This is a genomic window from Shewanella sp. SACH (assembly GCF_001887095.2).
Classification (GTDB): Bacteria; Pseudomonadota; Gammaproteobacteria; order Enterobacterales; family Shewanellaceae; genus Shewanella; species Shewanella baltica.
Window position 1 is genome coordinate 1,321,527 of record NZ_MPDG02000002.1, and the last position, 24,304, is coordinate 1,345,830.

The 24,304-nt window shown below is 46.2% G+C and carries 22 protein-coding genes; 14 read left to right on the forward strand and 8 right to left on the reverse strand.

Going from position 1 to position 24,304, the window contains the following annotated elements:
• Window positions 1-78 precede the first annotated feature (78 nt).
• From BM607_RS13705 to BM607_RS13750, 10 genes are all read left to right on the forward strand, one after another.
• Window positions 79-723 carry an MBL fold metallo-hydrolase gene (locus BM607_RS13705; RefSeq protein ID WP_071939562.1) on the forward strand — a complete coding sequence of 215 codons (645 nt, stop codon included), beginning with the start codon at window positions 79-81 and terminating at the stop codon, window positions 721-723.
• A 146-nt stretch (window positions 724-869) separates the two neighbouring features.
• Window positions 870-2,609, forward strand: coding sequence for a methyl-accepting chemotaxis protein (locus BM607_RS13710; RefSeq protein ID WP_071939561.1), 1,740 nt, complete (start codon window positions 870-872; stop codon window positions 2,607-2,609).
• A 387-nt stretch (window positions 2,610-2,996) separates the two neighbouring features.
• Window positions 2,997-4,013: an XdhC/CoxI family protein gene (locus BM607_RS13715; RefSeq protein WP_071939560.1), complete on the forward strand. Its 1,017-nt coding sequence runs from the start codon at window positions 2,997-2,999 to the stop codon at window positions 4,011-4,013.
• Complete coding sequence (locus BM607_RS13720; RefSeq protein ID WP_071939559.1) at window positions 4,013-4,750, forward strand: nucleotidyltransferase family protein; 738 nt, start codon at window positions 4,013-4,015, stop codon at window positions 4,748-4,750. Before BM607_RS13715 ends, BM607_RS13720 begins: the two co-directional genes overlap by 1 nt.
• A 3-nt stretch (window positions 4,751-4,753) precedes the next feature.
• On the forward strand, window positions 4,754-5,272 hold the full coding sequence (locus tag BM607_RS13725; RefSeq protein ID WP_071939558.1) for a (2Fe-2S)-binding protein: 519 nt from the start codon (window positions 4,754-4,756) through the stop codon (window positions 5,270-5,272).
• A gap of 1 nt (window position 5,273) precedes the next feature.
• Window positions 5,274-7,520 carry a molybdopterin cofactor-binding domain-containing protein gene (locus BM607_RS13730; protein ID WP_071939557.1) on the forward strand — a complete coding sequence of 749 codons (2,247 nt, stop codon included), beginning with the start codon at window positions 5,274-5,276 and terminating at the stop codon, window positions 7,518-7,520.
• A gap of 211 nt (window positions 7,521-7,731) precedes the next feature.
• Complete coding sequence (locus BM607_RS13735) at window positions 7,732-8,223, forward strand: DUF1097 domain-containing protein (RefSeq protein ID WP_071939556.1); 492 nt, start codon at window positions 7,732-7,734, stop codon at window positions 8,221-8,223.
• A gap of 104 nt (window positions 8,224-8,327) precedes the next feature.
• Entirely contained in the window at window positions 8,328-9,782 is a 1,455-nt protein-coding gene (locus tag BM607_RS13740) for a methyl-accepting chemotaxis protein (RefSeq protein ID WP_071939555.1), read from the forward strand.
• Between the two features lie 554 nt (window positions 9,783-10,336).
• A complete protein-coding gene (locus BM607_RS13745; RefSeq protein WP_071939554.1) occupies window positions 10,337-10,996 on the forward strand; it encodes a DsbA family protein in 660 nt (219 codons plus the stop codon).
• 238 nt (window positions 10,997-11,234) lie between these two features.
• Window positions 11,235-11,522, forward strand: coding sequence for a hypothetical protein (locus BM607_RS13750; RefSeq protein ID WP_012089573.1), 288 nt, complete (start codon window positions 11,235-11,237; stop codon window positions 11,520-11,522).
• Between the two features lie 241 nt (window positions 11,523-11,763).
• Here the strand turns inward: BM607_RS13750 and BM607_RS13755 are convergent, their stop codons facing one another.
• The 3 genes from BM607_RS13755 to BM607_RS13765 all read right to left on the reverse strand — a co-directional run bounded on the left by BM607_RS13755 (window position 11,764) and on the right by BM607_RS13765 (window position 14,818).
• On the reverse strand, window positions 11,764-12,330 hold the full coding sequence (locus tag BM607_RS13755; RefSeq protein ID WP_071939553.1) for a hypothetical protein: 567 nt from the start codon (window positions 12,328-12,330) through the stop codon (window positions 11,764-11,766).
• 885 nt (window positions 12,331-13,215) lie between these two features.
• Window positions 13,216-13,914 (reverse strand): Crp/Fnr family transcriptional regulator, encoded by a 699-nt coding sequence (locus BM607_RS13760; protein WP_071939552.1) that lies wholly within the window; start codon window positions 13,912-13,914, stop codon window positions 13,216-13,218.
• A gap of 712 nt (window positions 13,915-14,626) precedes the next feature.
• Complete coding sequence (locus BM607_RS13765; protein WP_006082203.1) at window positions 14,627-14,818, reverse strand: hypothetical protein; 192 nt, start codon at window positions 14,816-14,818, stop codon at window positions 14,627-14,629.
• Between the two features lie 172 nt (window positions 14,819-14,990).
• Here BM607_RS13765 and BM607_RS13770 point away from each other — a divergent pair, with 172 nt between their 5' ends.
• From BM607_RS13770 to BM607_RS13785, 4 genes are all read left to right on the forward strand, one after another.
• The gene (locus BM607_RS13770; protein ID WP_011847161.1) at window positions 14,991-15,776 is read left to right on the forward strand and encodes a PRC-barrel domain-containing protein; all 786 of its coding nucleotides are present in this window, start codon (window positions 14,991-14,993) and stop codon (window positions 15,774-15,776) included.
• A gap of 711 nt (window positions 15,777-16,487) precedes the next feature.
• Complete coding sequence (locus BM607_RS22010; RefSeq protein WP_071939551.1) at window positions 16,488-16,736, forward strand: hypothetical protein; 249 nt, start codon at window positions 16,488-16,490, stop codon at window positions 16,734-16,736.
• 222 nt (window positions 16,737-16,958) lie between these two features.
• Window positions 16,959-17,747 carry a trypsin-like serine protease gene (locus tag BM607_RS13780; RefSeq protein WP_071939550.1) on the forward strand — a complete coding sequence of 263 codons (789 nt, stop codon included), beginning with the start codon at window positions 16,959-16,961 and terminating at the stop codon, window positions 17,745-17,747.
• A 128-nt stretch (window positions 17,748-17,875) separates the two neighbouring features.
• Window positions 17,876-18,448: a hypothetical protein gene (locus BM607_RS13785; protein WP_227257072.1), complete on the forward strand. Its 573-nt coding sequence runs from the start codon at window positions 17,876-17,878 to the stop codon at window positions 18,446-18,448.
• Window positions 18,449-18,979: 531 nt separating this feature from the next.
• Here the strand turns inward: BM607_RS13785 and xthA are convergent.
• The 5 genes from xthA to BM607_RS13810 form a co-directional block, all read right to left on the reverse strand.
• On the reverse strand, window positions 18,980-19,792 hold the full coding sequence (xthA, locus tag BM607_RS13790; protein WP_011847158.1) for an exodeoxyribonuclease III: 813 nt from the start codon (window positions 19,790-19,792) through the stop codon (window positions 18,980-18,982).
• Window positions 19,792-20,091 carry a YciI family protein gene (locus BM607_RS13795; RefSeq protein WP_006082200.1) on the reverse strand — a complete coding sequence of 100 codons (300 nt, stop codon included), beginning with the start codon at window positions 20,089-20,091 and terminating at the stop codon, window positions 19,792-19,794. The genes xthA and BM607_RS13795 overlap by 1 nt, the downstream gene beginning before the upstream one ends.
• Window positions 20,091-20,636, reverse strand: a complete 546-nt coding sequence (locus tag BM607_RS13800; RefSeq protein ID WP_012587356.1) for a septation protein A — start codon at window positions 20,634-20,636, stop codon at window positions 20,091-20,093. Before BM607_RS13800 ends, BM607_RS13795 begins: the two co-directional genes overlap by 1 nt.
• Before the next feature lie 120 nt (window positions 20,637-20,756).
• Entirely contained in the window at window positions 20,757-21,884 is a 1,128-nt protein-coding gene (locus BM607_RS13805) for an IucA/IucC family C-terminal-domain containing protein (protein ID WP_071939549.1), read from the reverse strand.
• A 141-nt stretch (window positions 21,885-22,025) separates the two neighbouring features.
• Window positions 22,026-24,269, reverse strand: a complete 2,244-nt coding sequence (locus tag BM607_RS13810; protein WP_071939548.1) for a TonB-dependent siderophore receptor — start codon at window positions 24,267-24,269, stop codon at window positions 22,026-22,028.
• Between the last annotated feature and the right edge of the window lie 35 nt (window positions 24,270-24,304).

Sequence of the window (24,304 nt, forward strand, 5' to 3'; positions counted from 1 at the left end):
ATTTTTCCATTATAAATTTGAGCCATGATGAGTTTCTTAGCGTAATCTATCGCTTATGGATAACACGAGATTGAAGCTATGAAGTATCAGATTATTCCAGTGACACCTTTTCAGCAAAATTGCAGCCTGATCTGGTGTGAAAAAACCAAGCGAGCTGCGGTCGTGGATCCTGGTGGAAACATTGACAGGATCCAAAACGAAGTGACGAAACTTGGACTCGTCCTCGACAAAATTATTCTTACCCATGGGCATATCGATCATGTCGGTGGGGCAAAAGCCTTAGCGCAAGCCACCAATGTGCCGATTATTGGGCCGCATATCGCCGATAAATTCTGGATTGATAACTTACCTAAGCAAAGCCAAAACTTCGGTTTTCCTCATTGCGATGCCTTTGAACCGGATCAATACCTGCAGGACGGCGATAACGTGCAAGTGGGTGAGCAAAGCTTGTCTGTGCTGCATTGCCCTGGGCATACGCCGGGACACATTGCCCTTTTCTCTGCCCAATCTAAGTTAGCGTGGGTGGGGGATATTTTGTTTAGAAGTTCAATCGGTCGCACCGATTTTCCTCAATCAAATCATCAGGATTTAATTCACTCGATCACCGAAAAACTGTGGGCCTTAGGCGTCGACGTCGAATTTATTCCGGGGCATGGTCCTATATCGACCTTTGGTGAAGAGCGCGAGCATAATCCCTTTGTCGCGGACCAACTTTTACTCTAAGTGTCACGTCATTAAGAACTGTTTGATTTGTGAGCGATAATCACTCGCAAATCAAATGATTATTTCCATTGATTGTCCCACTTTTACCGATGTTTTCTGATTTTCCTTCTAGACTTAAAGCAGTTCTTCCGTCTATTGGGGTAAGTATGAAAACAAAAACCATGATGAGTGTGGTATTTTCGACCATAGTCGCGAGTGCCGTGATTTCTGCGGCACTGAGCTTCAATGTGAAGTCTAAAATCGATCTCTTTAATGATGCCGCCAGCATCCGATATCAGTCCTATCAACTTGCCGATGAATTAAGGCAAGGTTCCGATGACTTAACACGTCTCGCCCGTACCTACGCCGTCACTGGTGATGAAAAATACGAAAAAATGTATATGGATATTTTGGCTATCCGTAATGGTGAGAAACCCAGACCCGAAAAGTACCATCAGATTTATTGGGATTTGGTACTGAGTTATGGCGATAAGCCAAAGCCAGACGGCGCGAGAATTGCTATAAAAGAGCAAATGAAGTCCCTCGGTTTTTCCGATGAAGAATTCCGTTACCTCGAACAAGCCCAAAAAAACTCAGATGCGTTAGTCGCCCTCGAAGTGAAAGCCATGAATGCCGTCAAAGGTATCTTTATGGACCCCAACACCCAAACCTACACGATAAAAGGCGAGCCGAACTTAACCATGGCGAGGGAGTTACTACATAGCGACCAATACCATAGAGAAAAAGCCAAGATCATGCAGCCGATTGATGAGTTCTTTACGGCGTTGGATAAACGTACCGATGGTGAAGTTAATGGTCGACTCGACTCCTTACATGCGGCATTAAACTGGTCACAGTTAGTATTGTTCATCGTGATTCTAGCGGCCGTTGGTGGATTCATTATCGTTAAGAGTCGGATTGTGACTCCCTTAGTGCAGACCTGTAGTGAGTTGCTCGACATTCAGCGATCTAAAAATCTTGCGCGGCGGATCTCCGTTACTACTCAGGGAGAGATTGGCGAGATCGTTAATCAAATCAACTTGTTTATCTCTTCCCTTGCTAGTTCCTTATCGACAACGGATGGTATTGCAAAAGAGGTCGCTGATTTAGCGAAGCAAACCAAGGCATCCATTCAAGTTTCGCGTGAAAGCTCAAATCGGGTGGCGAGAGAACTGGATGCCAGCGCCAGTGCGATGGAGGAAATGACCACGACGTTAGTGCATGTGAGTGAGAGCACGTCGAACGCTGAAAGTCGCGCCGCTGAAAATGAAGCGCATGTCACTGTGGGTAAACAGACGGTATCGGAAGCGTTGAAAGCCATGTCGGTATTAGAAACTGAGTTTACCAATACTCAAGACTCTATGTCGCATTTAGTGAACGAAAGCACCCAAGTCAGTAATGTGTTGAGTGTGATTAAGGCGATTGCAGAGCAGACGAATTTGCTGGCACTGAATGCCGCGATTGAAGCCGCAAGGGCCGGTGAGCAAGGGCGAGGCTTCGCTGTGGTGGCCGATGAGGTTCGATCATTAGCCCAGCGCACCCAAGATTCCACTAAGGAAATCGATGATATTGTCGCAAGCCTTCAGAGTCGTACAAATCAAGTGGGTACATCTGTGACTCAAGCGGCGACGCTCATGCAAAAGGCGGGGGTAGAGCTGCAACGTATCGTGGCTGTATTTGAGGATATTCGTCACAGTACGGAAGCGATTCATGGGATCAATACTCAGGTTGCCGCTTCAACTGAGGAACAGTCCTTGGTTTCTAAAGAAATCGCTTCGAGTATGATGGTGATCCGCGATAATTCCCGTGAAGTATCACAGATTATCGAGCAGATAGAATCGACCTCTATTAGCCTAGATAATCAATCCCAGATACTGCGCACTAAGGCGGGGGAATATCAGTTTTAGATGAGATGTGGTTGATTTACGAACGAACGCCACTCAAGACATGGACGTCAATCCTTCCTCTTCGAATCCTCTCCTGAACATATTTTCTGCTTCGACACTTTTTGACATCTATTACTCCTTTCAATACGTACACGCCTTTGCTAACTTGGTTGCCCAAGTGTTTAATACCGAGCGTTTGGCGATGCTTTTTTATCGACAAATGAAACTCGCATCAAACCTTGATAACAAAATAGACGTCGATAGCTGTGATATTCATCAGCGATCTTAACCAGCGATTTTTTAGTTTTGACAGTTTGTAGTTTCGACGGTTATTTGTTTCGATAGTGTCGACAGTAAAAAGTGCATTAAGTCTTTTCAAATATCCCTAACCCAATGGAGTCCTTGCGGATGGATCACCAAATCGAAGATTTACTAGAGCATTGGTTACCGCTGGCGGATGACGCTTGGGTGCTTGCGGTGATCACCCAAATTCAAGGCTCGGCCTATCGCAAACCCGGCGCCATGATGTTGTTTCATGAGTTCGGTCAAGGCGTGGGTATGTTAAGTGGCGGCTGCTTAGAAGCCGATCTCCGCCGCCATGCCCAAAAGGCCATGCAGACAAAGCAAGTCACGTGCGTGACCTATGACGCGAGCGATGAGTCCGATGCCAGCTATCGACTCGGCTGTGGCGGCATAGTAGATATCATGTTGATCCCACTCTTAAAAGAGAATCATGATCTTGGTTTGGTTGAGCTAGTACAGGCATTTCGCCACGGTCGGTCAGGTTTTTATCAATTGCCATTAGTCAAAGCGGGGACGGATGCGCGCCAATATCAAGCCGCTTTCTACCCCGAAGCGTTGACACCGTTCCCCGCCAGCGATTTTGTCCGCACAGGCGTCTTCACCCAAGAGGCGGGAGAATCGCTGATTATTCCGCTGAGACCGAGATTCCACCTTGGGATTTTTGGTGGTGGTATCGACGCTAAGCCTATTGCCGCCATGGCCGATACCTTAGGCTGGCAAGTGACGGTCTTTGATGGTCGTACCGCCTATGCCAGAGCGGCGGATTTTCCCCATGCCCATATCGTGAAACTTACCGCGGGGGAATTAACCGCGAATAATATCGCTCAATTGGATTGCGCTGTGGTGATGAATCATAACTTGGGCTTAGATGCTGCGGCATTGAAGGTCATTCAAGCCCACCCACTCGCCTATGTCGCCTTGCTTGGCCCAGCCCATAGACGGGATAAAGTGCTTGGGATGGCAGGGCTGAGTACTGAATCTTTTTCTGGGGTATTTTCTGCCCCCGCTGGGCTTGCCCTTGGCGGCGAGTTACCGAGCGCAGTGGCGTTAAGTATTTTGGCCCAATGCCACGGCGTACTTCATGGCGCAACCTTACAACATCTCGATGAGATAATGCGTTGATGACATTGCCGCCAGTGCAAAAGCCCACTGCGCTAACGTTGACAGAGCAGGCGCCATGCTCATCCAAGCGGTTGTTGATCGTGGTACTTGCGGCGGGTGAAAGTAAGCGCTTTGAGGGGGTTAAGTTAGCGCAGCTTATACCATCGCTTAGCGCCACAGAAACTCGCGAACAAGCCATTATTTACACCCATGTTGAGCTTTTACAACAGCTTCATTACCAAGATTTAGTTCTGGAGCGCCAAGGCGCGCATTCGCCCCAGCATACGCCTTTGTTAGTCATACTCGGTGCTCACCAGCACGTATTGCAACCGTTATTGGCTGAACTTAACTCCCGCCAACCCTTTGATATTTTGATTAATCCGCATTGGCACACGGGTTTGGCCTCCTCTGTGAGTTTGGCGGCAAGTTATGCTAAGGAGCAAGGCTTTGATGCCATGCTGCTAACGCTCGCTGACCAAGTGGCCTTGAGCGCCGATGATTATCGCCAACTGATTTTGACATGGCATGAAACGGGTAAAGACGTTGCCGCCGATTATTTGGATGATTTAGGTGTACCTGCTATTTTTAATGCCTCTACATTGCCTTTGTTCACCCACTTGAGTGGTGATCGCGGGGCGAAATCTATTTTAAAACAACAAGCACAGCAGGGAGCGTTAGTCGCTATAACACTACCCCGCGCCGCAATTGATATTGATACCCAAGCCGATCTTGCGTCGTGGTTGGCACTTAAGGAGTGAGTTATGGCAGAAGTTTTATCAACCAAAACAGTCGTCAAGGAAGCGAATACTGCCGCTTCCTCTCAGACACTTTCTACCCAGACACTGACCATCAACGGTAAATCATTTACCTTAGATGCCGATCCTAAAATGCCAATCCTGTGGGCACTACGGGATATTTTAGGGCTCACGGGCACTAAATATGGCTGCGGTGCAGGGCTATGCGGTGCTTGCACTGTGCATTTAGACGGCCAACCCGTACGCGCCTGTTTAACCAGTTTGGGGCAGGCACAGGGAAAACGACTGACAACAATTGAAGGGCTAGATAATCAAAAGCTTAAAAATGCTTGGGCCGAACATAACGTGCCCCAGTGTGGCTATTGTCAGGCGGGCCAACTGATGTCGGCTGCGGCGTTGGTGGCGCAGCATCCGAAACCTTCTGAAGAACAAATTAACTCGGCCATGTCGGGTAATCTCTGCCGCTGCGGTACATACCCGCGGATTAAAGCGGCACTGCAAAACTATGCCAAACAGGAGGGCTAATATGAGTACTTTTACTGCCGTAGAAAATATCAGCCGCCGCGACGTGTTAAAACTGTTTGGCGCAGTGGGTGGCGGATTAGCATTAGGGGCGAGTGGATTAACTTGGAGCCCCATGGCGCTGGCGCAGGATAAAGAAGCGCGGCTGAATCTGTTTATTGCCATCGGTGAAGACGACAAAGTGTACCTCACCTGCCATCGCTCCGAGATGGGACAAGGGATCAGAACCGGCATTCTGCAAGTCTTAGCCGAAGAGTTAGAAGCTGATTGGGATAAAATCGTCCCCATTCAAGGCTTAGCCGATAAACGTTATGCCAGCCAAAACACTGACGGTAGCCGCAGTATTCGCGAAAATTACGACCGCATGCGTCAGATGGGGGCGATGGCAAGAACCATGCTAGAGCAAGCAGCCGCTGCGCGCTGGAAAGTCCCCGTGAGCGAGGTGCATACCGCCGACCATAAAGTGTTGCATGCTAAATCTGGCCGCTCGGCCAAGTTCGGCGAGTTAGCGTTAGCCGCATCAAAGCAGCCCGTACCCGCTGTTGAGTCGTTAACCTTTAAAGAGGTTAAAGATTTCAAGCAGATTGGCGCATCACGCCAAATTGTTGATATGGATGCCATGTTAAGCGGCAGCGCGATTTATGGTTACGATATCAAACTCGACGGTATGCTCTACGCCAGCATCATGCGCCCGCCCGTGCTTGGGAGCGATGTGGCAAGCTTGGACGATACTGCGGCGCGCAAGGTGGCCGGTGTATTAGATGTGTATCGTTTGCCCGCCGCTAAGGGCGCACCCGCGTTTCAGGCTTTGGGCGGCGTTGCTGTTATCGCCACAAACACTTGGAGTGCCCTCGAAGGCCGCAAAGCCTTAAAAGTCACTTGGACTCAGGCCGACAACAGTCAGCATGATTCAAGTCTTTATTTAAAGGAACTTGTCGAGCGGGTACAGCAAAGCGGTAACGTTGTGCGCCAAGCTGGTGATGAAATCAAAAACTGGCCCGAGGCGAATACGTTAAAGGCGGTTTATACCGTGCCTTATTTAATTCATTCTTCTATCGAGCCGCCCGTTGCCACCGCCCATGTCACTGAAAAGGGCTGTGAAATCTGGGCATCGACCCAAACGCCGCAAAGTACCCAGCAAAATGTGGCCGCAGCGCTGGGTATGGAAGAAGATGCGATTAAAGTGAATGTCACCCTATTGGGTGGTGGTTTTGGGCGTAAATCTAAACCAGATTTTAGCGTTGAGGCCGCGCTGTTATCGAAGCAATTCAAGCGTCCAATTAAAGTGAGTTGGAGCCGCGAGGATGAGATCCAAAACGGTTACTACCATGCTATCAGCGCCCAGTCCTATCAGGCGCTGTTCGATGCCAATAACAAACCGACCGCGCTTTTAGCCCGTACGGGATTCCCATCGATCAGTTCAACCTTTGCCGAAGGGGTGGAATATCCCTCTGGCGGTGAGTTGGATTTAGGCTTTGTGGATGTGCCCTTTGCTTTGCCGAATTTAAGATACGAAGCGGTAAAAGCGCAGGCGCATAGCCGTATTGGTTGGATGCGCTCTGTGTGTAACATTCAGCACGGTTTTAGTGTCGGCAGTTTTGTCGATGAAATGGCTCATCGTTCTCAGGTTTCTTGCCCAGCAATGTGGCGCAGCCTGTTAGGTGAAGCAAGGCGTGAGACCTTTACCGACCAACAGTTTAAATACGGCAACTATGGTGAAGATCTTGATCGTCATCCCGTGGACGTGAGCCGTTATTTTGGGGTAATCGACGCGGTCGAAAAAGCCCAAGCTAAGGCGCCAAAGGCGGGTAAAAATCAGGGCTGGGGGTTTGCCGTACACCGCAGTTTTGTCAGTTATGTCGCCGTGGCCATGCTGGTGGAAGTGAGTGAGGATAAACAGCTTAAAGTGCTGAATGCCATCGCTGCTATCGATGCGGGCACGATAGTCAATCCAGATAGGGTAAAAGCCCAGACTGAAGGCGCGATTGTATTTGGCCTGAGTTTAGCCTTGATGGGGGAAATCACTTACAAAGAGGGCAAAGTGCAGCAATCGAATTTCCACGATTATCCTTTGCTGCGACTTCCCCAAACCCCCTATATTGAGATCATCATTATTGCGTCCGATGCTGCGCCTGCAGGCGTAGGTGAGCCAGGTGTTCCGCCCGTTGCCCCAAGTTTAACCAATGCAATTTTTGCGGCGACGGGGCAGAGGATCCGCGACCTTCCCGTGAGTAAATTATTGCGAGTGTAAGTGACGGCAAGAGGGTTAACTGAATGCAGTTTGAACAAAAAAGCGCCTAATAAGCGCTTTTTTCGTTTTTTTACCACAAAAAATTTGCTTGTTAGCGATTTTACGGGCATTAATGCCGAAAATTAGCAATAGATCAGGTTTTTGTTACCAGAATAGAGGTAATTTAACTAACAGATAAACTTCCGTGAATAGAATTATAAAGGGGTCATCCATGGAAAATCGTTGGCAAGTCGCTATTTCTGCCGGCCTATTGGCGGCTATTTGGTGTGGCGTCGCAGATGCCTTTCATCTGGTCACTTGGATTGGCTTTTTAGGTTGCAGCACTTTTTTCGCTCAACCCAAGGCTGGTTTTCAAGGCGTGATGATGGCGTGGTGCACGAATCTGTCCGGTGTGTTTTGGGCTTGGCTCATTATCTCGGGTAGCAGCTTTTTTATTTCGCCCGTATTTGGGTATATTTTTACCGGCATAGCCACTTCGGCCATGTGTTTACAGGCAAGTTATCAAAAGCTTAGCTTTATTCCCGGCGCATTTATTGGCTGTTGCACTACCTTCGCTATGGCGGGTGATGTGGCCAATGTCGTGCCGTCGTTGATCATTGGTGGCTTATTAGGTTTTAGTATGAGCCTGTTAACGGGGCAGTTGGTTAGCTTGACACAAAAGTGGTATGCCGCCACGCGCAGTCAAGTGGCTAGCGCGGATTAGCATAATACCTGCTCAGATCTTATTACTGACATAGCTGTCGAAGCGATCTGGGCTATAATGTTGATTTAGTGCCAAATAGCATTTTGTTCTTAGGAATTATCAAGATGAAACAAATCCAGTTTCGCACCATTGATGCCATATTGATCAAGTTCAGTCTCAACGGAAAGTTTTGGGTAGTGTGTTCTATGGTGGCGTTGATCACGGCCGCCGTGGCGCTCGTCAACTATCAACATGCTCACCGAAACGTCGAGCAAGCTTCTATTGCCCGCGTTCAAGCAAGCGTCGATACCTTAGCGCAAGTTGCCACGGCGCAAAAGCTAGAAGCTGATGCCTTATCACAATTTGCCAGTCAATACGGTTTAACTGTGACCTCAAGGCAAAGTGAAGCGCAGCGTCAAGGGGATAAAGTGACGGCCAGCGCCAGCGTGTCAGGCATGCAAGCCTTACAACTGACGCAGAATGTCCATGAGTGGGAAGTCGATGCGCGCAGCGATGCTAACTTTATGTTCTGGTTAGCATTAGTGGGCTTGTTGCCCTTATTCCAACTGAGCTATTGGATTTCAACCTCACTCGGCGGTGGCTTGTGGGATATGTACTTAGCCATCAAACGCTTAGCCGATGGTGATTTGAGCTTTAGATTAAACTTCTTTGGCACTGACGATTTCAGTTTGATTGCCCGCGAAATCGACCGCTGCGCCGATAACATGAGTGAAATGGTGTCGGCCATTGGTAAAAATGCACAAACCTTGTCATTAGCATCCGATGAATTTAATCAACAGGCGGCCACCAGTGATGAGCTGATAGGTTTCCAGCATCAATTCCTCGATTCTGTTGCTGTGGCGATGGCGCAAATGACTTCAGCGATTGAAGAAGTTTCTATCAACGCGAGTAACACTTCGCTGCAGACTAAAGAAAACTCAACCCAAATGTCGGCCAGTCGTGGGCGCATTAGCCACACAGTGGACAGTATTGGCTTACTTTCAACTAAGATTGGCGCAGCGTTTTCATCGGTTGAACAATTGTCTAAGGATGCGGCGAGTATCGATGCCGTGGTTACGACGATTAACAGTATTTCGCAGCAAACCAACTTGTTAGCCCTAAATGCGGCCATTGAAGCGGCACGTGCCGGTGAGCAAGGTCGTGGCTTTGCCGTGGTGGCAGACGAAGTACGTACCTTAGCGGGTCGAACTCAACAGGCCACGGTAGAAATTCAGTCTATGATTGAAGGCTTACAGTCTGGCACGAGTCGTTTATCTAGCATTACCATGGAGATAGTCGATCAGGCCGATGAAGGCCGCAGCGCGATTATCGCCGTCGGTGATGATGTTCAAGGTATGGCGCAATCGGTGAATGCGGTATTTGATATGAGCAGCCAAATTGCCGCCTCGGCGGAAGAGCAGAGTGTCGCCGCGCGCGACATTGCCGGACAATTGAATGAAATCCGCCATCAGTCGGAAACCATCAAACAAACGGCCCAGCGCAGTGTGACCTTAGCCAATGATCTGCACCATGCCTCGGTCGAGCTAGATGGCATTTTAAAGCAGTATCGCACTAGCTAGTTTCACCTTTAATGTGAGTCGTCGGTATGGGTTGTTGAGTAATAACGCCCGATACTGAGTCTCATGTTGAGTATTCGCGTATCATCTAAAAATGGCGGAAATCGTAGATTTCCGCCATTTCATTATCGAAATACCTCAAAGCAGATAACTGAGCTGCTTAGCATTAATTGTCACCATTTCCCCAATATCACGACCTCCTTTTATTACTAAAAGGTCCCTATTTTAGAGGGGCACTGGTGCAACAATGCCAATCTTAGTAATGTTCTCAATACCTAAACCTAAACCTTAGTCCTAAAAAGCTTATGCCCCACTATGCGTTAGCGAAGCTAATAATTCTTTTACTTTACGAAGCATATTGCTTGTTTTTATCAGCTTAAGTTCGCTACAGAACAGCGCTTTACTCAAGTTCGTCAATCCCCCCTCCTAAGGGTATGTACGCAGTCGCACAGACAGTCAGGTCGATGGGTGGCATTATTTGGATTCTGACACTATTGAGTTAGCGCGTTATCGCATGGTGTTATTACAGTGCTTCAGATGCAGGAGTGACATGCCAAATGGATAAAACCATCATCATAGATTATTACACTGACATTCTTTGTGTATGGGCTTGGATTGCTCAGAAACGTGTTGATGAACTGAATAAAAAATTGGGAAACAACATCGAACTTCAATATCACTACCTTGACGTTTTTGGTGATGTACCGACAAAAATAACCACACAATGGAAATCTAAAGGCGGTTTTATGGTCTTTGCCGAGCACATACAACAGTCTGTATCTGCCTTTGAGTATGCAGATATAAACCCGAAAGTATGGACGCAAGTTAGGCCCTCGACTTCAGCCAATGCGCATTTGATGCTCAAAGCGGTAGAGATTACGTATGATAAAAAGAAAAGTATCGATATGGCGCTAACATTTCGAACTGCGTTTTTTATCGATGGCTTGGATATTGGCAATCTTGACGTGCTCTGTGATTTAGTTAACGCCAATGGACTAGACCTAAACGCCATCAATACCAGTATTAGTGATGGTTCTGCGATGGCATTGTTAATGAGTGATTATCAACAATCAAAGCGACAAAACATTAACGGTAGCCCGTCTTTTGTACTTGATGGTGGGCGTCAAACATTGTACGGAAACGTAGGTTTTGACGTCATTCTTGCCAATATTGAAGCGCTGTTAAAGCATTCAACCGATGAGGCAAGCTGGTGTTGAAATCATTCATGCTGTCTATGCTGACATCGACCAGATACTGAGTGGCTTAGCGAGGAGGCGATAAATGGTCGCCGACTCTATAGCTACATTAACAGCAGCTAAAAGTGTCGCTGTCTATGGTGGCTGTATGAGCGGTCGCGTATGAATTTTAAAGGCGGGTATAAAGTCAAAGTGTTGAGGCGAATGCTGATGCGAGTGGTTTTTTAGCATCGCCTCACAACGACAAAGGAGTTTAATCATGAATAAGAAAGAACTGTACCAAAAGAAACTACAGGCGGAATTTGACCAGTTGAGCGCAGAGATCGACAAGCTCAAGGCCAAAGCTGAGCTAGCACAAGCCGATGCACAGCTCGATTATTACAACGAAATTGAGAAACTGCGATCCATGCGAGACGAGGCGAAGAGTAAACTTGCCGAATTTAACAACGCTAGCGACGATGCATGGGAGGATTTTAAGGAAGGCATGGATAGTGCGTTGAAGACGCTCGGCAATTCGTTGAAGTCGGTCACCTCCAAGTTCAAATAGGCAGCTGGTTATCTTGCTCGCTGTTTTTAGGTTTTCGCTGTGGCTTTAAGACCTCCAACTCGCCCCTTAATCGTTCCATCTTCACAAGGAATAAAGGGTCCACAGGGATATGTTTACTCAGCGTAAGTGCAACACTGTCTTAAACACTCAAGAATGCGACTTGCCAACCCTGCCAATAGACGATTGGCAGGGTCATATTAGATACGATAAGTGTCAGTGCTAGTTTCAAAGACGTAGGCTGTTAGTCGCTAGCTAGACTCTGTAAGGCTGCGATGATCTCACTTATTCGCGCCGCCGTGACCTTACCGTGAACCTGCGATATCAGATTACCGCTCTTATCCAAAACGACAATGACGGCTTCGTCGCTATCGGACGGTACACCCAGCGCGTCTTCCATAATCTGTGAGTTCAGAATCCAAGTTTGATTGTGATAGCGCTGCGGCACCTTTTCTTTGGCTTTGCCAATGACATCTTCTTCCGACATAAAGAAGGGCAAATTGACAGCCAGTACGTCGCGAACCCGATATTTACTGTGATCTATCTTTGAGCGCAATGTCTTGACCCACTCCCGAGTGGATTTTGCAGCATTGCGAGACGGCGTAAGTATGAGCAGTGTCGGTTGACCTATCAGTTTGTTGCTATCAACTTTTTCGCCGCTAAGCGCCGTCGCGGTAAACGACGGCCATGGTCCATCGCCTGCGATAGCAGCTGGCACAAATAGGGTGAGTATCGCAAATAGGGTCAGCGCAGCAACGCGTTGGGATGTTGAGCCCCTAAGTGTTATCGGTATTATTGGTCTGGATTTCATAGTAGTCCTCAGCGTAGAGCTAGTGGCGCGGACAAGCGGGTTCAGCCCGATCCAAACAGACACGTCGTAGCGTCATCGAAACTCTTTGTTAAATTATCTTGTTGTTAAATTTTTTATTAAATTATCTTGGCTCTTATGTTTGACGAGCAAACATCACACATACAGTATCTGATTGTCGGCATTTCATCTGTTCGCTACCGAACTTCCTGCCAGCCAGTGACCCTATGATTAGCAGACGCCATGTGTCGGAACTGTGTTCATCATCAATATTGATTAACCGATACAACGCTTCCATTCGGCGGCGTTACAGAGGCCGATTATGGCCGCAAACTTGGCGAAATAGGCATTCAGCAGTGCGCAAATAACAAGCGGGAACGCACCATGTCGATGCCAACACTGGTGTCACGGCCGCACGGCTAGGGGCTAGCAACCTGATATAGTTAACATTTAACGAGGGATACCCGATGTGGCATAACATGGCGAACGAGTATGGCCTAGATAGCAACATAGCTATTGAGTACTCAGCTAAACCAATGGGTTAGGGCTATTGGTTTTACAACGCTATGTTTTTACAGGGTTATGGGTTTACAGCACTATTTTATACAGCGCTATTTTTTACAGCGCTATTTTTTACAGTACTAAGGCTTACAAAACTAGGGCTCACAGAACTAGCGCTCACAAAACTAGGGCTTCACAACACTGTGTTTGAATAAAATCATCTCATCTTAAGCGTTTAGTTGTGAAGCCGATTAATCTTGCTCGGGCGTATATTGAAACGGCATGAGGTTATTGTTTTATCATGCCTGGGATGATTGAGGTTCAATCACAAGAAAGTCGCCTAGCTGTCAAGATGCCAATGAGTGAGGCTAGCTATAGCTATTTGAGTTAATAGGTTTCTAGTCTATCGGTTTCCGTTTTCACCACGGCATAACATTCACAGCAGAGTGTTTCGAGCTTTTCTCTGTTGGTCACGGTAATGTGGCCGCGCTTATAGTTGATGACCCCAAGCTTTTGCAGTTTACCGGCGGCTTCGGTGACGCCTTCTCGCCTGACCCCTAACATGTTGGCGATCAACTCTTGGGTCATAGTGAGATTGTTGCTAGCCAGTCTATCAAGTGATAGCAGCAGCCAACGACAAAGTTGTTGATCGATAGAGTGGTGCCTATTACATATTGCTGTCTGTGCCATTTGGGCCATCAGTGCTTGTGTGTAACGTAACAAGAGTACGCGAAGGCTTTGATTGTCGTTAAATTCATTGAGTAACACAGATGCGGACAATTTATAGGCTCTGCCTGCGCTTTGCACTATGGCACGATTAGGAGCGCTTTCTCCCCCCATAAAAATGGCAATGCCAACTAAGCCTTCATTCCCAACAACAGAGATTTCTGCCGATGATCCGTCTTCGAGAACGTTCAGTAAAGAGACAATACTGTCGATGGGGAAATAGACATTTTCAAGGTTTTGGCCTGCTTCATAGATAACCTTACCTAAGGGCAGTTTTACTAACTTTAGTTGTGGAAATAAGCTGTTTTGAGTCTCTTCAGGTAATGCTTTAAGTAATGCGTTCTCATATAGGTCAATCATGGATAACCTTTTACTGTTTACTTACATCCCGTGAATTATTCACCACTATCCGTGTTGTTTCTTTTATTCACCATACACAGTGTTCAAGCACTGATGATGTGTTCACTAATATAACAGAGTTTATTGAATCGGGTGGGTTAAAGTCTTTCCCTCCTTCTACTGTGTGATCTTGTGTGATTTTATCGCTGCATTTTCAAACAAAATTAGTGCCTTACTAAAAATCATCGACGACCACCGCGGGCGAGTGGAGACATTGTTCTTGCTTAAAAGGTACTGCATCTTGGGAGCGATATTTATTGCTCATCGACGGGATATTGAGTGGGAATATAGCAGGGTAGATATTCGAACAAGGTCTTTTGGGAGAGATGCCTTTCATGGGTTGCAAAGAGACTCAATACTAAGCGCACAGCCCTGATTTTAGGCCGCAAGCCAACGACTAAGGCTACTGTTTATCAAGGTGATTGGCATAAAAGGCTCATAAGCAAAGTGATTTCAGGGGGACTTTGTCTAGCAGCTAGACATTCGGTCTTTGCCGCCGGAGTTAGCTAAGTTTCTATGCTTTGAGTTTATGCGATCTAAGGCTTTGAGTTTATGTGATCTAAGTTTATGTGCAGTCTAATGCAAGTTGCACTTAGAGTCTGACTTTTAGTCGGTTTATCTTCACATGTCGGCCTATCTCACCTATTGAAGCGTTTTGACCGATATTGGCCATTTATTCATTTTGAATATTATCAAGCGCCAGACGAACTTCATTCAAAATTAACTTGTTTGCCAAGTTTTCATCAATATCGGGCACATCCCATCCAAAAATAGCGCGATATTTTTCAATCAAATTGTTGACGTCTTCGATGATATCGCTGCGATGGGCTGCTAACTCGAATTTTTCTATGTCTATATCAGTCATGCTAGGTCACCTTAATATTTGTGGATAGCGTTAGACTAGGCTTGTATTCATGTTCCTTCGGTGCGACACCGAACAGATTGAATAGGCAATTTGCTGCAAGCTGATAGATATTCACTCTGTTAGCAAAGCAATGATTTATTGTTTGCCATCTTTAATTTGGAGCAAATACATCATGTTACATACACTGGATGATTTAAAGAATTTAGCCATTCACGCCTCTGATGGCGATATTGGACAGACCAAAGATTTTTATTTTGATGACAAGCATTGGGTGATCCGATATTTGGTCGTCGAAACGGGATCTTGGTTATTTAGCAAAAAAATATTGCTGTCACCCATCTCAATCAAAGAGTTAGATCAGGAAGATAAGACGCTTAGTGTCTCAATTTCAAGAGAACAGGTAAAAAACAGCCCTGACATTGATACTGAAAAACCGGTCTCTAGGCAGTATGAGGTCGATTACATGGGATATTATGGTTACCCAGATTACTGGGGTAGCACGGGTATTTGGGGAAGTGAGCCCAGTCCTAACATGATGGCATCGGGTTATTATAGTGTCGCGCCAACGCCAGATAACTTAGATAACCCAGATAAGTTCGCAGACGTCGATGCCGCACTATCACGTGATAATGATCATCATCTACGCAGTAGTCATGCCGTGACGGGTTACCACCTTGACGCCATCGACGGTGAATTGGGTCACTTGCAAGGTATGTTGATTGATATCGACACTTGGGCTATTCGTTATTTGATTATTAACACCAGTAATTGGTGGTCGGGTCATCTGGTTTTGATTGCGCCCAAATGGATTAAAGAGGTGAGTTGGCCTACCTCTAAAATTTATGTTGATATGACCCAGCAGCAAGTGAAAGATGCACCCACGTTTGATCCCTCAGTGCCTTTTAATCTCGAACATGAGCAAAGTCTGCAAACTCATTATGGCCGTAATGATGAATAACCATGATGACCCCTCTATGTGATCTTTGGCTGCCGTGTTTGCGTTATTCATCAGAAAAAGCGCTTAGACGGTAGTTATCTGGTTTTATATTTAATATGCCATTTGATCATTCGGTCAGTTGATTTCGAAGTGATAATGGCAAGACTAAATCGTTTGTGACCTAAAGCAAGACAACTGGGTTACGCGCATTTCGCATTAATTCCCCTGTGACTCTTCGCTCTTTCATTTAAAAAGTATCTTTATAAACTCGACGGCGACATCCATGTCGCCAACTGTCACTGATACAATAATGACAATCATAGCCAACCTTTTCGCTGCTCGTTTAGCTAAAAAGCTATTGCCCCAAAACGAGTTAACAAGTTGTCAGTAGATCAGTAACAAACGGACTTTCTGTCTTAGACATTTTCATCATTACACCCGTGTGATGTAATTCATTACTACCCATCAAAAACTGGATAATTATACAGTCGTATTCAAATTATAAGGATTTTTGAACGATTTTCATCCTGTATTCGTGCGCGTTTTCTCATTTTTGTTTAAATAAATAGCATTAAAATTAATTACTTATACTTTTCATTAAGCAGATAATAGGTTTGGGAAACGCGCATGTGCGTTTTTCCAGATGGTGTATTTTAAAAAAAGCTGATAAGTTCCTTTTATTACAAGTAATTAACAGTGCGAGTTTTTACTGGTCTAATGAGGTAAACGCGCATGCGCACTAATAAAATGTTGAGTATAAAAATGAATTTCGACCAATATATCAAGGAAGTAGATAAGTTCTCAGATGATGAAGTGGTTGCTCGTTTGAGAAAACATCTGGCTGAATGGAAGCAAGATGATACCAATGTGATTAAGCTAGCTGATTCAATCGAGCATTTTTTCGGTAATTCCTGGATTGGGAGTGAAAAAATTCATAATCATCTCTATCGCCTTTGGTTACATTTCAAAACGAAGCCATAACTGGTATCGGTGGTATGACCATAAACGAAAGACTATATCGGTTTGGTCTATTTGAGCGCTTTGATAGTGTGCAAACAGAGGCCGCCCAAAAGGTCATATATGCAAAGGTTTGTGCAAATACTTAACAAGCCGCGTCATTTGCAGCCTTCGTCTGCTGCGACGCTCACAAGTTCGCGCGCATGCGCGGAACGTTAGCTACCCCTCAGGAAATATGGTCGTAATATGAAAATTTGTGTTTTCTTATTTTTGAGCTTCCTTTCGCTCTGCACCAATGCAGTGGTCAAGAGGCACGATATTCCTCCCGAAAAGTATGTTTTAGAAAAAGGACCGGAATACCTTATTGATATGCCACATGAAGGTCATGGTGTTCTAATCGACCCACAATGGGTTGTTACGGTCGCACACACTATTTTTTATGATTATGTTGAAAAAAACTTAAAAATAGGCTCAAAGACTTACCAGATAGAAAAGGTTCATATACCCCCTGATTATACCGAGCCTAGTAAAAATCTATTGATCGGTGATTTAGCACCTTTAATGAGCTTTTTTAAATCTAGAAGTGATATTGCTCTAATCAAATTAACTTCACCTGTAAGTGATGTAGAACCAGTCAATATGTATACGGGTGAAAATGAAGTAGGTGAAATAATTACGGTATATGGCAGGGGAGCTACAGGTAACGGATTAGCAGGTGAAGATCCTGATACTAAGTCACTTCGTGTAATGAACCAATTTCAAAATATTGTAGAAAGCGCAGAAGGTAACTGGATAGCATTCACATTCAACAAACCAGAAAATGCGTTACCACTTGAGGGTATGCATGGTTCAGGAGATAGTGGAGGGGCATCTGTTATCTTTCAAGGGGGCACCCCATTTCTGGTAGGTTTATCAAGTTGGCAATTGGGTCATGGTGATATATCCACTTTTAAAGGTGGTTTGTATGGAACTATTGCTTATCAAGTTAGGGTGTCAAATTACCGTGACTGGATACTCAGAGTAATGGGTAGCTAACAAGCGCTTGCAGACCGACAGCTGGTACTACGCGATTTTTGCGTTACTCGCTAGCGCTCAAACAATAACACAAAAACCGCTCCATACCAGCTGCGGCTGAAGCGAGCGTTAAGCCTCTAGGCGTACACATGAAATACCTTTTAGGAATTCTAATAATGATTTGGAGTGTTTTCTCTTCCGCTAAAGACTATCCAGAAGTAATTGTTGGTGAGGAAGATGGTTTTGTTGATCTTACCTTTACGATCTCAAATTCAAAAAAACTCGAATCTGGCTCATATCAGGTTGTCGTAAAAGGCAACCTGAAGGGCTATAAGGTTGGGTTTGCAATAGAGCTTTTGCCCTCTTGGAACCCGCAAGCGGTGGATGGCATTGACAATGCCTTCTATTGGGGGGAGGCATTCTTCAGAAGCACTGGTTCTGAATCTGAAAATTTTATAAAGTCACTGGCTACTTTATACGGCGCAACTGTAAACGATGTATCTGTTCCGGAAAAAGTATATGCCCAAGTTGTTGGGCTTGCCTGTAATCCCGAAAAGATTGATGAATTGCCATGCAAAATGAAGTTCTTTTTTAATCCCGACGGTGAGGAAGATCTTTACTCTGAGGTTTTTATAAACATTGATACTGTTGCAAAAGAGCTAGAGTTCAACGAGAAAGACAATGATTATCGTGCACCATTATTACGTTCGTTGTTGCAATAAAGGCTTAACAAGCGGCTCCACCGGACAAATTTCCGCTGTCACTTTTTTGCGTGGCAAAAAGCCGCCATCAAAAATTTGCTCAGTGAGCCGGACGTTTGCCCATAGAAATTTTAATTTGAAACTTACTAATTTGGGCTAATGGCCTAACTCGGAATTGTCCCAAAGCTTGCTACGTATTTCTTTAAAAAACAGGCTTCGCCGATGCTAAACAGGTGAGTCTTGGTGATTTGCGAGACGACCGTCCGCCTCATGGCCGCTCTTTGGCGTCCATGCCATCGCGGCATTTGTGAATCCTTTCACATCAGATGGGGCGGTCGAGCATCCACGGATGGACTTGCTGCGCGTCGATGAGTGAATGCCATGGCTCACGATTAATCTGTGGCTGAAGCTAAGCTCACAACTTTTCTGCGATGTATGCTGTTCATTTTTAACTTACTTGTGCCAATCTCATTCTGCTTAAGTCACTCTCAAACAAAAACATCGGCATATGCCGATGTTTTTATGTCTATGAGATGGTTAATCCCTAGCGGATTAGGCCTCTTTGAACGTGCTCCAAATGGGCGCGTGGTCTGAGGGTTTATCTATGCCGCGAAGATCGTAATCGACATCGGATTCGACTAAACGTGCTGCCAGTGAAGGTGTTGCTAAAATCACATCAATACGCAGGCCGCGGTTGTCATCGAAACCTTTGCTGCGGTAATCGAACCAAGAATAACGTTCGATGCGCTCTGGGTGTAATTGACGGAAAGTGTCGACTAAACCCCAGTCTTGCAAGGTTTTTAACCACTCACGCTCTTCCGGTTGGAAGCTACATTTACCCGTTTTCAGCCATCGCTTACGATTGACTTCACCAATACCTATGTCTAAATCGGTCGGCGAAATATTGATATCACCTATGATGGCGATATCTTCATCGTTGCTGTGGTTTGTCTGCAAGTAGTGCATTAAGTCCTGATAAAACTTACGTTTAGCAGGATATTTTGTTGGGTGGTCTATGCTTTCGCCCTGGGGGAAATAGCCGTTGAATACGGTTAACGGACGACCATTCGCTTGGGCAAAAGTGCCGATAATCATGCGGCGCTGGGCATCTTCGTCATCGGTTGGAAAACCTTTTTGCAGCTTTTCTGGCGCGACTTTAGACAACATAGCAACGCCATAGTGGGCCTTGCCGCCGTGGTAATGCACTTGATATCCCATGGCTTCGACGTCGGCTAATGGAAACGCTTCGTCGTGCACTTTGGTTTCTTGCAGGCCGATAATGTCGGGCTGGTGGCTGTCGATTAAGGCTTGTAATTGATGCAAGCGCGCGCGCAGACCATTGATGTTAAAGGACACTATTTTCATTAGGGCAGGACTCGTTTGAAAGGTTTAACGACCACGCTTTTATACACGCCCGCTTCGATATAAGGATCGGCATCGGCCCAGTGTTTTGCTGCCACTAAGGATTCAAAATCGGCGACAACCAGTGAACCACTAAAGCCAGCATCACCTGGGTTTTCGCTGTCAATGGCTGGATGTGGGCCAGCGATCAGTAAACGACCTTCATCGGCGAGGGCTTGCAGGCGAGCTAAATGGGCAGGGCGAGCGGCTAAACGTTTTTCTAAACTGTTCTCAAAATCTTGAGCTGAAATCATATACCACATTATTTGAGTTCCTTGCGTTGATCTTCGGGAAGGTGTTTATAAAGATAAAATACGGTCAGGACAGTATTAATTAAGGTTAAAGCGGTTAAACCAAACACTTTAAAATTGACCCACGTTTCTAATGGCAAACTAAAGGCGACATAGATATTGACTAGGCCACAGCTGGCGAAGAAGACGACCCAATACCATGTTACGCGGGCCCAAATCTTGTCTTCCACTTGCATTTCTTTGCCTAACATCGACTTTAATATCGATTTATTGAGCAATTGGCTGACGCCTAAGGCTATGGCAAACAAGCTGTAGATGATGGTCACTTTCCACTTAATAAAAGAATCATCGTGGAACACTAAAGTGAGTGTGCCAAACACTGTCACCATAGCAAAGGTAATCAAGTGCATCTTTTCAAGTTTCTTATATAGCGCATAGGTCACGATCAATTGAAGCGCGGTAGCTGCGATCAATGCGCCGCTGGCGATATAAATATCGAAAAATTTATAGACAGCAAAAAAGATGACGAGGGGCAGGAAATCAAGCAGTTGTTTCATAATTAATCGTGTTAAAGAGACATGGGCTTGAGTGTAGCATGTGCAACATAAGGGCAAAAGCATCATGGGCCTAGGATTGCGATCTTGCCCATTAAACCGATTTAATCTTATAAGCTCGCTTCACGTTTGCTTGGCGGCGTTGACGTTAACCTTTGCACGACTTAACAGCGGGCAATCGTGGCATTGGCCAGTGTTGGCGAGTTGATACCTTAAGCAGCAAGTACGGCGAATGCAGTGGATTTTTGGACTCGTTGAGCTCGATGCTGTACTCGTTACTATTCTCGCAACTGTGTTCGGTGTTGCGCTGTCTTGCTCTGATTCGATGAGTAAGTTAATGCTGTTATACAGCGGATTTGTGCTGCCATCTAAAAAGGTCGTGCGGCGAAACAGGGCTTGTTTCAATTGCTGGCTGTGCGGCTCAGTGAGTCCCAGCTCCCCAAGATACCAGTGGATCAGATAGCCTAAGTGACTCCAATATAACTTGGCGGGTACAGGGCTTAAAGTGAGCAGGCGCTCAACACTCGGCTGCAGTAAGTTTAAGATAAAACCTTGTAGGACAAGTTCTTTATCTACTGGCGGCTTATATGGGCTTAATGGCGAGTGTACCTCAGTGTCTATCTTGTTACTTGGCTTAGTGTTGGTTTGAGAAAGTGGCTCGATATCGTGATGTTTTTTAAAGGTCAAAGCGTTAATTGGCTGGTGTTTTGCGATGTTAAATTCAAATTTGGCCACTCGGCCACTGGGGTGTAACTGCATAAACACGTACCGTGGCTGCCAGTGAACAGACTCGAATGCGGCTTTTGGGGCATTGAAAATCCATTCCATCATAGGCGGGACTAAGAGGCCGAAATACCATTGGCCCCAAAGTGAATGCAGTGCTTTGTGAGTGTCTTTTCTACTGGGCCCAGCGTTTTTACTGATCAAAGCGCTTTTACTGGCGAAAGCGGGCGTTTGGCTGGTTGCAGCTGTTTTATCTGTCTCGGTTTCGGTTTTAGTTTCAGTCTGAATTTCGGCGCTAGGGTGCGCTATGGCAAAACGCGCTAGCAGTGTTTGATAGGTATCTTCGCAGCTCCACTCATCGAAACGGAGTCCCGTGGGTGAGGACGTTGCGCTAAAGTGCTCGCCATAGAAGGGCGCGCGTTCATGTAACAGCTGATTGAGTGTCAAAATGGTTTGATTCAAACCGTCTTGGCTGAGCGAGGTCTCACGCAATCGTTGCAGTCTGGTGTCTCCTCGTTGGCTTGCCATAGTGACTCCTTAATGGCTGTGATTGATTGCCGCTGTGATTGATAAGCCCCGCTATTATTGATAAGTCCAATAGATGAGGACCTTGTGAGCCCAAGATTTGAGCTCACAAGGGTTTTCGAACTATCTCAATAAAAGTCTGACTTAGAAGCGATAGTCCAAGGTTAAGCTGGCACTGCGCGGCGTACCGTATTGGAATTGGCTGTATTGACCGACTTGGCTGTAGTAGGTTTTATCTAAGGCGTTGTGCAGGTTGGCGCTAAGCTTAAGTTGCTCGGTGAAGGCGTAACTTGCCATCAGACTCGCCAGTGCATAGGAGCCTTGCTCGACTTCGACTCTAATCGTGTCTATACCATTGCCTACAGGTTTATCGGCATCTTGGTAGACGCGGCTCTGCCAGTTAACCCCTGCACCAATTTGCAATTTATGCCAATCACCACCAAAGGTATAAGTGGTGAAGAGTTTTAACTGCTGACGTGGTGATGTGGTATTGATGCGTTTGCCCTTAGGATCTTCGGTGGTGAACTGGGTGTAGCCTAAGTAAACATTCCAGTCATCAGTGATTTTACCTGTTGATTCAAATTCGAATCCCTGTGTTTTTGTACCGTTTACGCCTTCATACACTTGCGTTGTGGTTCCTGGGATCACATCGCCAGTGCTGATTCCAAGATTGTCTTGCCTGATCTCAAACACCGATAGCGACATATCTAAAGCCTCATCGAACAGGCTCGCCTTAATCCCACCTTCGTAGTTTTTCCCTTTGACCGGATCTAGATAGCTTTTATCGATTCTTTGTTTAGTTTGCGGCGCAAAAATGTCGGTATAGCTGGCATAAAGCGAATATTGCTCGGTCAGAGCGTATGTGAGGCCGAAGTAAGTGGTGAGTTCGTTGCTGATGTTGAAATTGTATAGGCTTTTAAAGTTATCTTGGTCGGTTTCCCACTCATTGAGGCGTAATCCGACGAGGACTGCTAAGGCGTCGCTGAGATTAAGCTGCGTCGCCACATAGGCTGCACTCTGTTTGGTTTCGCCAGATGAGCCAGTGTCTGAGGTATCTTGCCATTGAGGTTTAGGGTACTGGAAGTTCGGATCGCGAAAATCTCCCAGTGGTGGCGCCTTTACTGTGGGATTATAGTAGGGATTGGCGAACTCTTGGCGCTGACCATTCCAGCCAAACATCAATTGATGTTCCTGACCAAAGAGTTGGAATTGTCCTTCGGCGCGTAAATCCACATTGTGTTGGGTGCGACTGCCGTCGACATAGGCGATAGAGCCTGCTGTTGCGCCTATATTGGTTACAGGATCGGGATAACCCATGGCCCATAGCACATCGAACTCAAGTGAGTTATCGCCATAGGTGTAAGTCCCTTTTAGGTTCCAGCCATTATCAAATCTGTGCTCGAGACTTGCAAAGGTGTTGAGGCCTTGGGTATGCGCCGAGCCCCAATCGGGCGCCGTTGAAGTGGCGCGATCATAGTTAGTGCGGCTGCCGTCACTGTAAAATAGCGGTAAACCGCCCGACATAGTACCGCTCGGTGTGGCATCTTGGTAATCAACCCCTAGGGTGAACAAGGTGCTATCGCCAATATCGGTTTCGACTATGCCGTATAACGTGGTGCGCTGTTGCTCGTATCTGTCTTGGAACGAATCCTTATCCTGATAGGCGGCCACTACGCGACCGCGCACAGAACCTGAATCATTTAAGCCGCTGGAAACATCGACCATACCGCGCACATTATTCCATGAGCCCACACTTACCGATGTGCTGCCCATAAACTCTTGAGTTGGGCGCTTACGGATAAGGTTAATGGCCGCCGATGGATTACCGGCTCCCGTCATGAGTCCCGTCGCGCCGCGTACCACTTCAACTCGTTCATAGATGGCGGTGTCGATAAGATTATCGCCATAGTTGAAGCGGGTGTCGTAGGTGGTGGGCACACCATCGTACAGTATACTGGTCACGGCAATGCCGCGGGCACTAATGCTGTATCTATCGTTATCCATAGGGCGAGCATTAATCCCGGCAACGCTGGTCATGGCATCAATCACGCTATTAAGCTGTTGATCGTTCATCATTTGGCGGGTGATGGACGTGACCGACTGCGGCGTTTCTAAATAGGATAAATCGAGCCCTGTCGCTGTGTTCATCGCTTGGGTTTTATAGCGATTGTCGTGTAAATCCTTAGCGCCAATGACATTGATGATTTCAATTTCTTTTTGGTGCTTCTTGGTTTTACCATCCGCATCCAGAGTGTCTGCTACGGCATGGGGCACACTGGCTAACATGGCTGAGCACAGCAATAGTTTTGGGTTAACAAGGGCTTGTCTGCAGACGAGTGCGATGCTGGAGAGAGGGAAAGTCTTCATAATGGTGATCTTTAATTCCATTTAGGTTGGGGTTAAATAAAGCGGGCCAACAAGTG

Bases quoted from the DNA above. Each gene is read 5' to 3' on its own strand.
- BM607_RS13705 (WP_071939562.1), top strand. From the start codon at position 79: ATGAAGTATCAGATTATTCCAGTGACACCTTTTCAGCAAAATTGCAGC.
- BM607_RS13710 (WP_071939561.1), top strand. From the start codon at position 870: ATGAAAACAAAAACCATGATGAGTGTGGTATTTTCGACCATAGTCGCG.
- BM607_RS13715 (WP_071939560.1), top strand. From the start codon at position 2,997: ATGGATCACCAAATCGAAGATTTACTAGAGCATTGGTTACCGCTGGCG.
- BM607_RS13720 (WP_071939559.1), top strand. From the start codon at position 4,013: ATGACATTGCCGCCAGTGCAAAAGCCCACTGCGCTAACGTTGACAGAG.
- BM607_RS13725 (WP_071939558.1), top strand. From the start codon at position 4,754: ATGGCAGAAGTTTTATCAACCAAAACAGTCGTCAAGGAAGCGAATACT.
- BM607_RS13730 (WP_071939557.1), top strand. From the start codon at position 5,274: ATGAGTACTTTTACTGCCGTAGAAAATATCAGCCGCCGCGACGTGTTA.
- BM607_RS13735 (WP_071939556.1), top strand. From the start codon at position 7,732: ATGGAAAATCGTTGGCAAGTCGCTATTTCTGCCGGCCTATTGGCGGCT.
- BM607_RS13740 (WP_071939555.1), top strand. From the start codon at position 8,328: ATGAAACAAATCCAGTTTCGCACCATTGATGCCATATTGATCAAGTTC.
- BM607_RS13745 (WP_071939554.1), top strand. From the start codon at position 10,337: ATGGATAAAACCATCATCATAGATTATTACACTGACATTCTTTGTGTA.
- BM607_RS13750 (WP_012089573.1), top strand. From the start codon at position 11,235: ATGAATAAGAAAGAACTGTACCAAAAGAAACTACAGGCGGAATTTGAC.
- BM607_RS13755 (WP_071939553.1), bottom strand. From the start codon at position 12,330: ATGAAATCCAGACCAATAATACCGATAACACTTAGGGGCTCAACATCC.
- BM607_RS13760 (WP_071939552.1), bottom strand. From the start codon at position 13,914: ATGATTGACCTATATGAGAACGCATTACTTAAAGCATTACCTGAAGAG.
- BM607_RS13765 (WP_006082203.1), bottom strand. From the start codon at position 14,818: ATGACTGATATAGACATAGAAAAATTCGAGTTAGCAGCCCATCGCAGC.
- BM607_RS13770 (WP_011847161.1), top strand. From the start codon at position 14,991: ATGTTACATACACTGGATGATTTAAAGAATTTAGCCATTCACGCCTCT.
- BM607_RS22010 (WP_071939551.1), top strand. From the start codon at position 16,488: ATGCGCACTAATAAAATGTTGAGTATAAAAATGAATTTCGACCAATAT.
- BM607_RS13780 (WP_071939550.1), top strand. From the start codon at position 16,959: ATGAAAATTTGTGTTTTCTTATTTTTGAGCTTCCTTTCGCTCTGCACC.
- BM607_RS13785 (WP_227257072.1), top strand. From the start codon at position 17,876: ATGAAATACCTTTTAGGAATTCTAATAATGATTTGGAGTGTTTTCTCT.
- xthA (WP_011847158.1), bottom strand. From the start codon at position 19,792: ATGAAAATAGTGTCCTTTAACATCAATGGTCTGCGCGCGCGCTTGCAT.
- BM607_RS13795 (WP_006082200.1), bottom strand. From the start codon at position 20,091: ATGTGGTATATGATTTCAGCTCAAGATTTTGAGAACAGTTTAGAAAAA.
- BM607_RS13800 (WP_012587356.1), bottom strand. From the start codon at position 20,636: ATGAAACAACTGCTTGATTTCCTGCCCCTCGTCATCTTTTTTGCTGTC.
- BM607_RS13805 (WP_071939549.1), bottom strand. From the start codon at position 21,884: ATGGCAAGCCAACGAGGAGACACCAGACTGCAACGATTGCGTGAGACC.
- BM607_RS13810 (WP_071939548.1), bottom strand. From the start codon at position 24,269: ATGGAATTAAAGATCACCATTATGAAGACTTTCCCTCTCTCCAGCATC.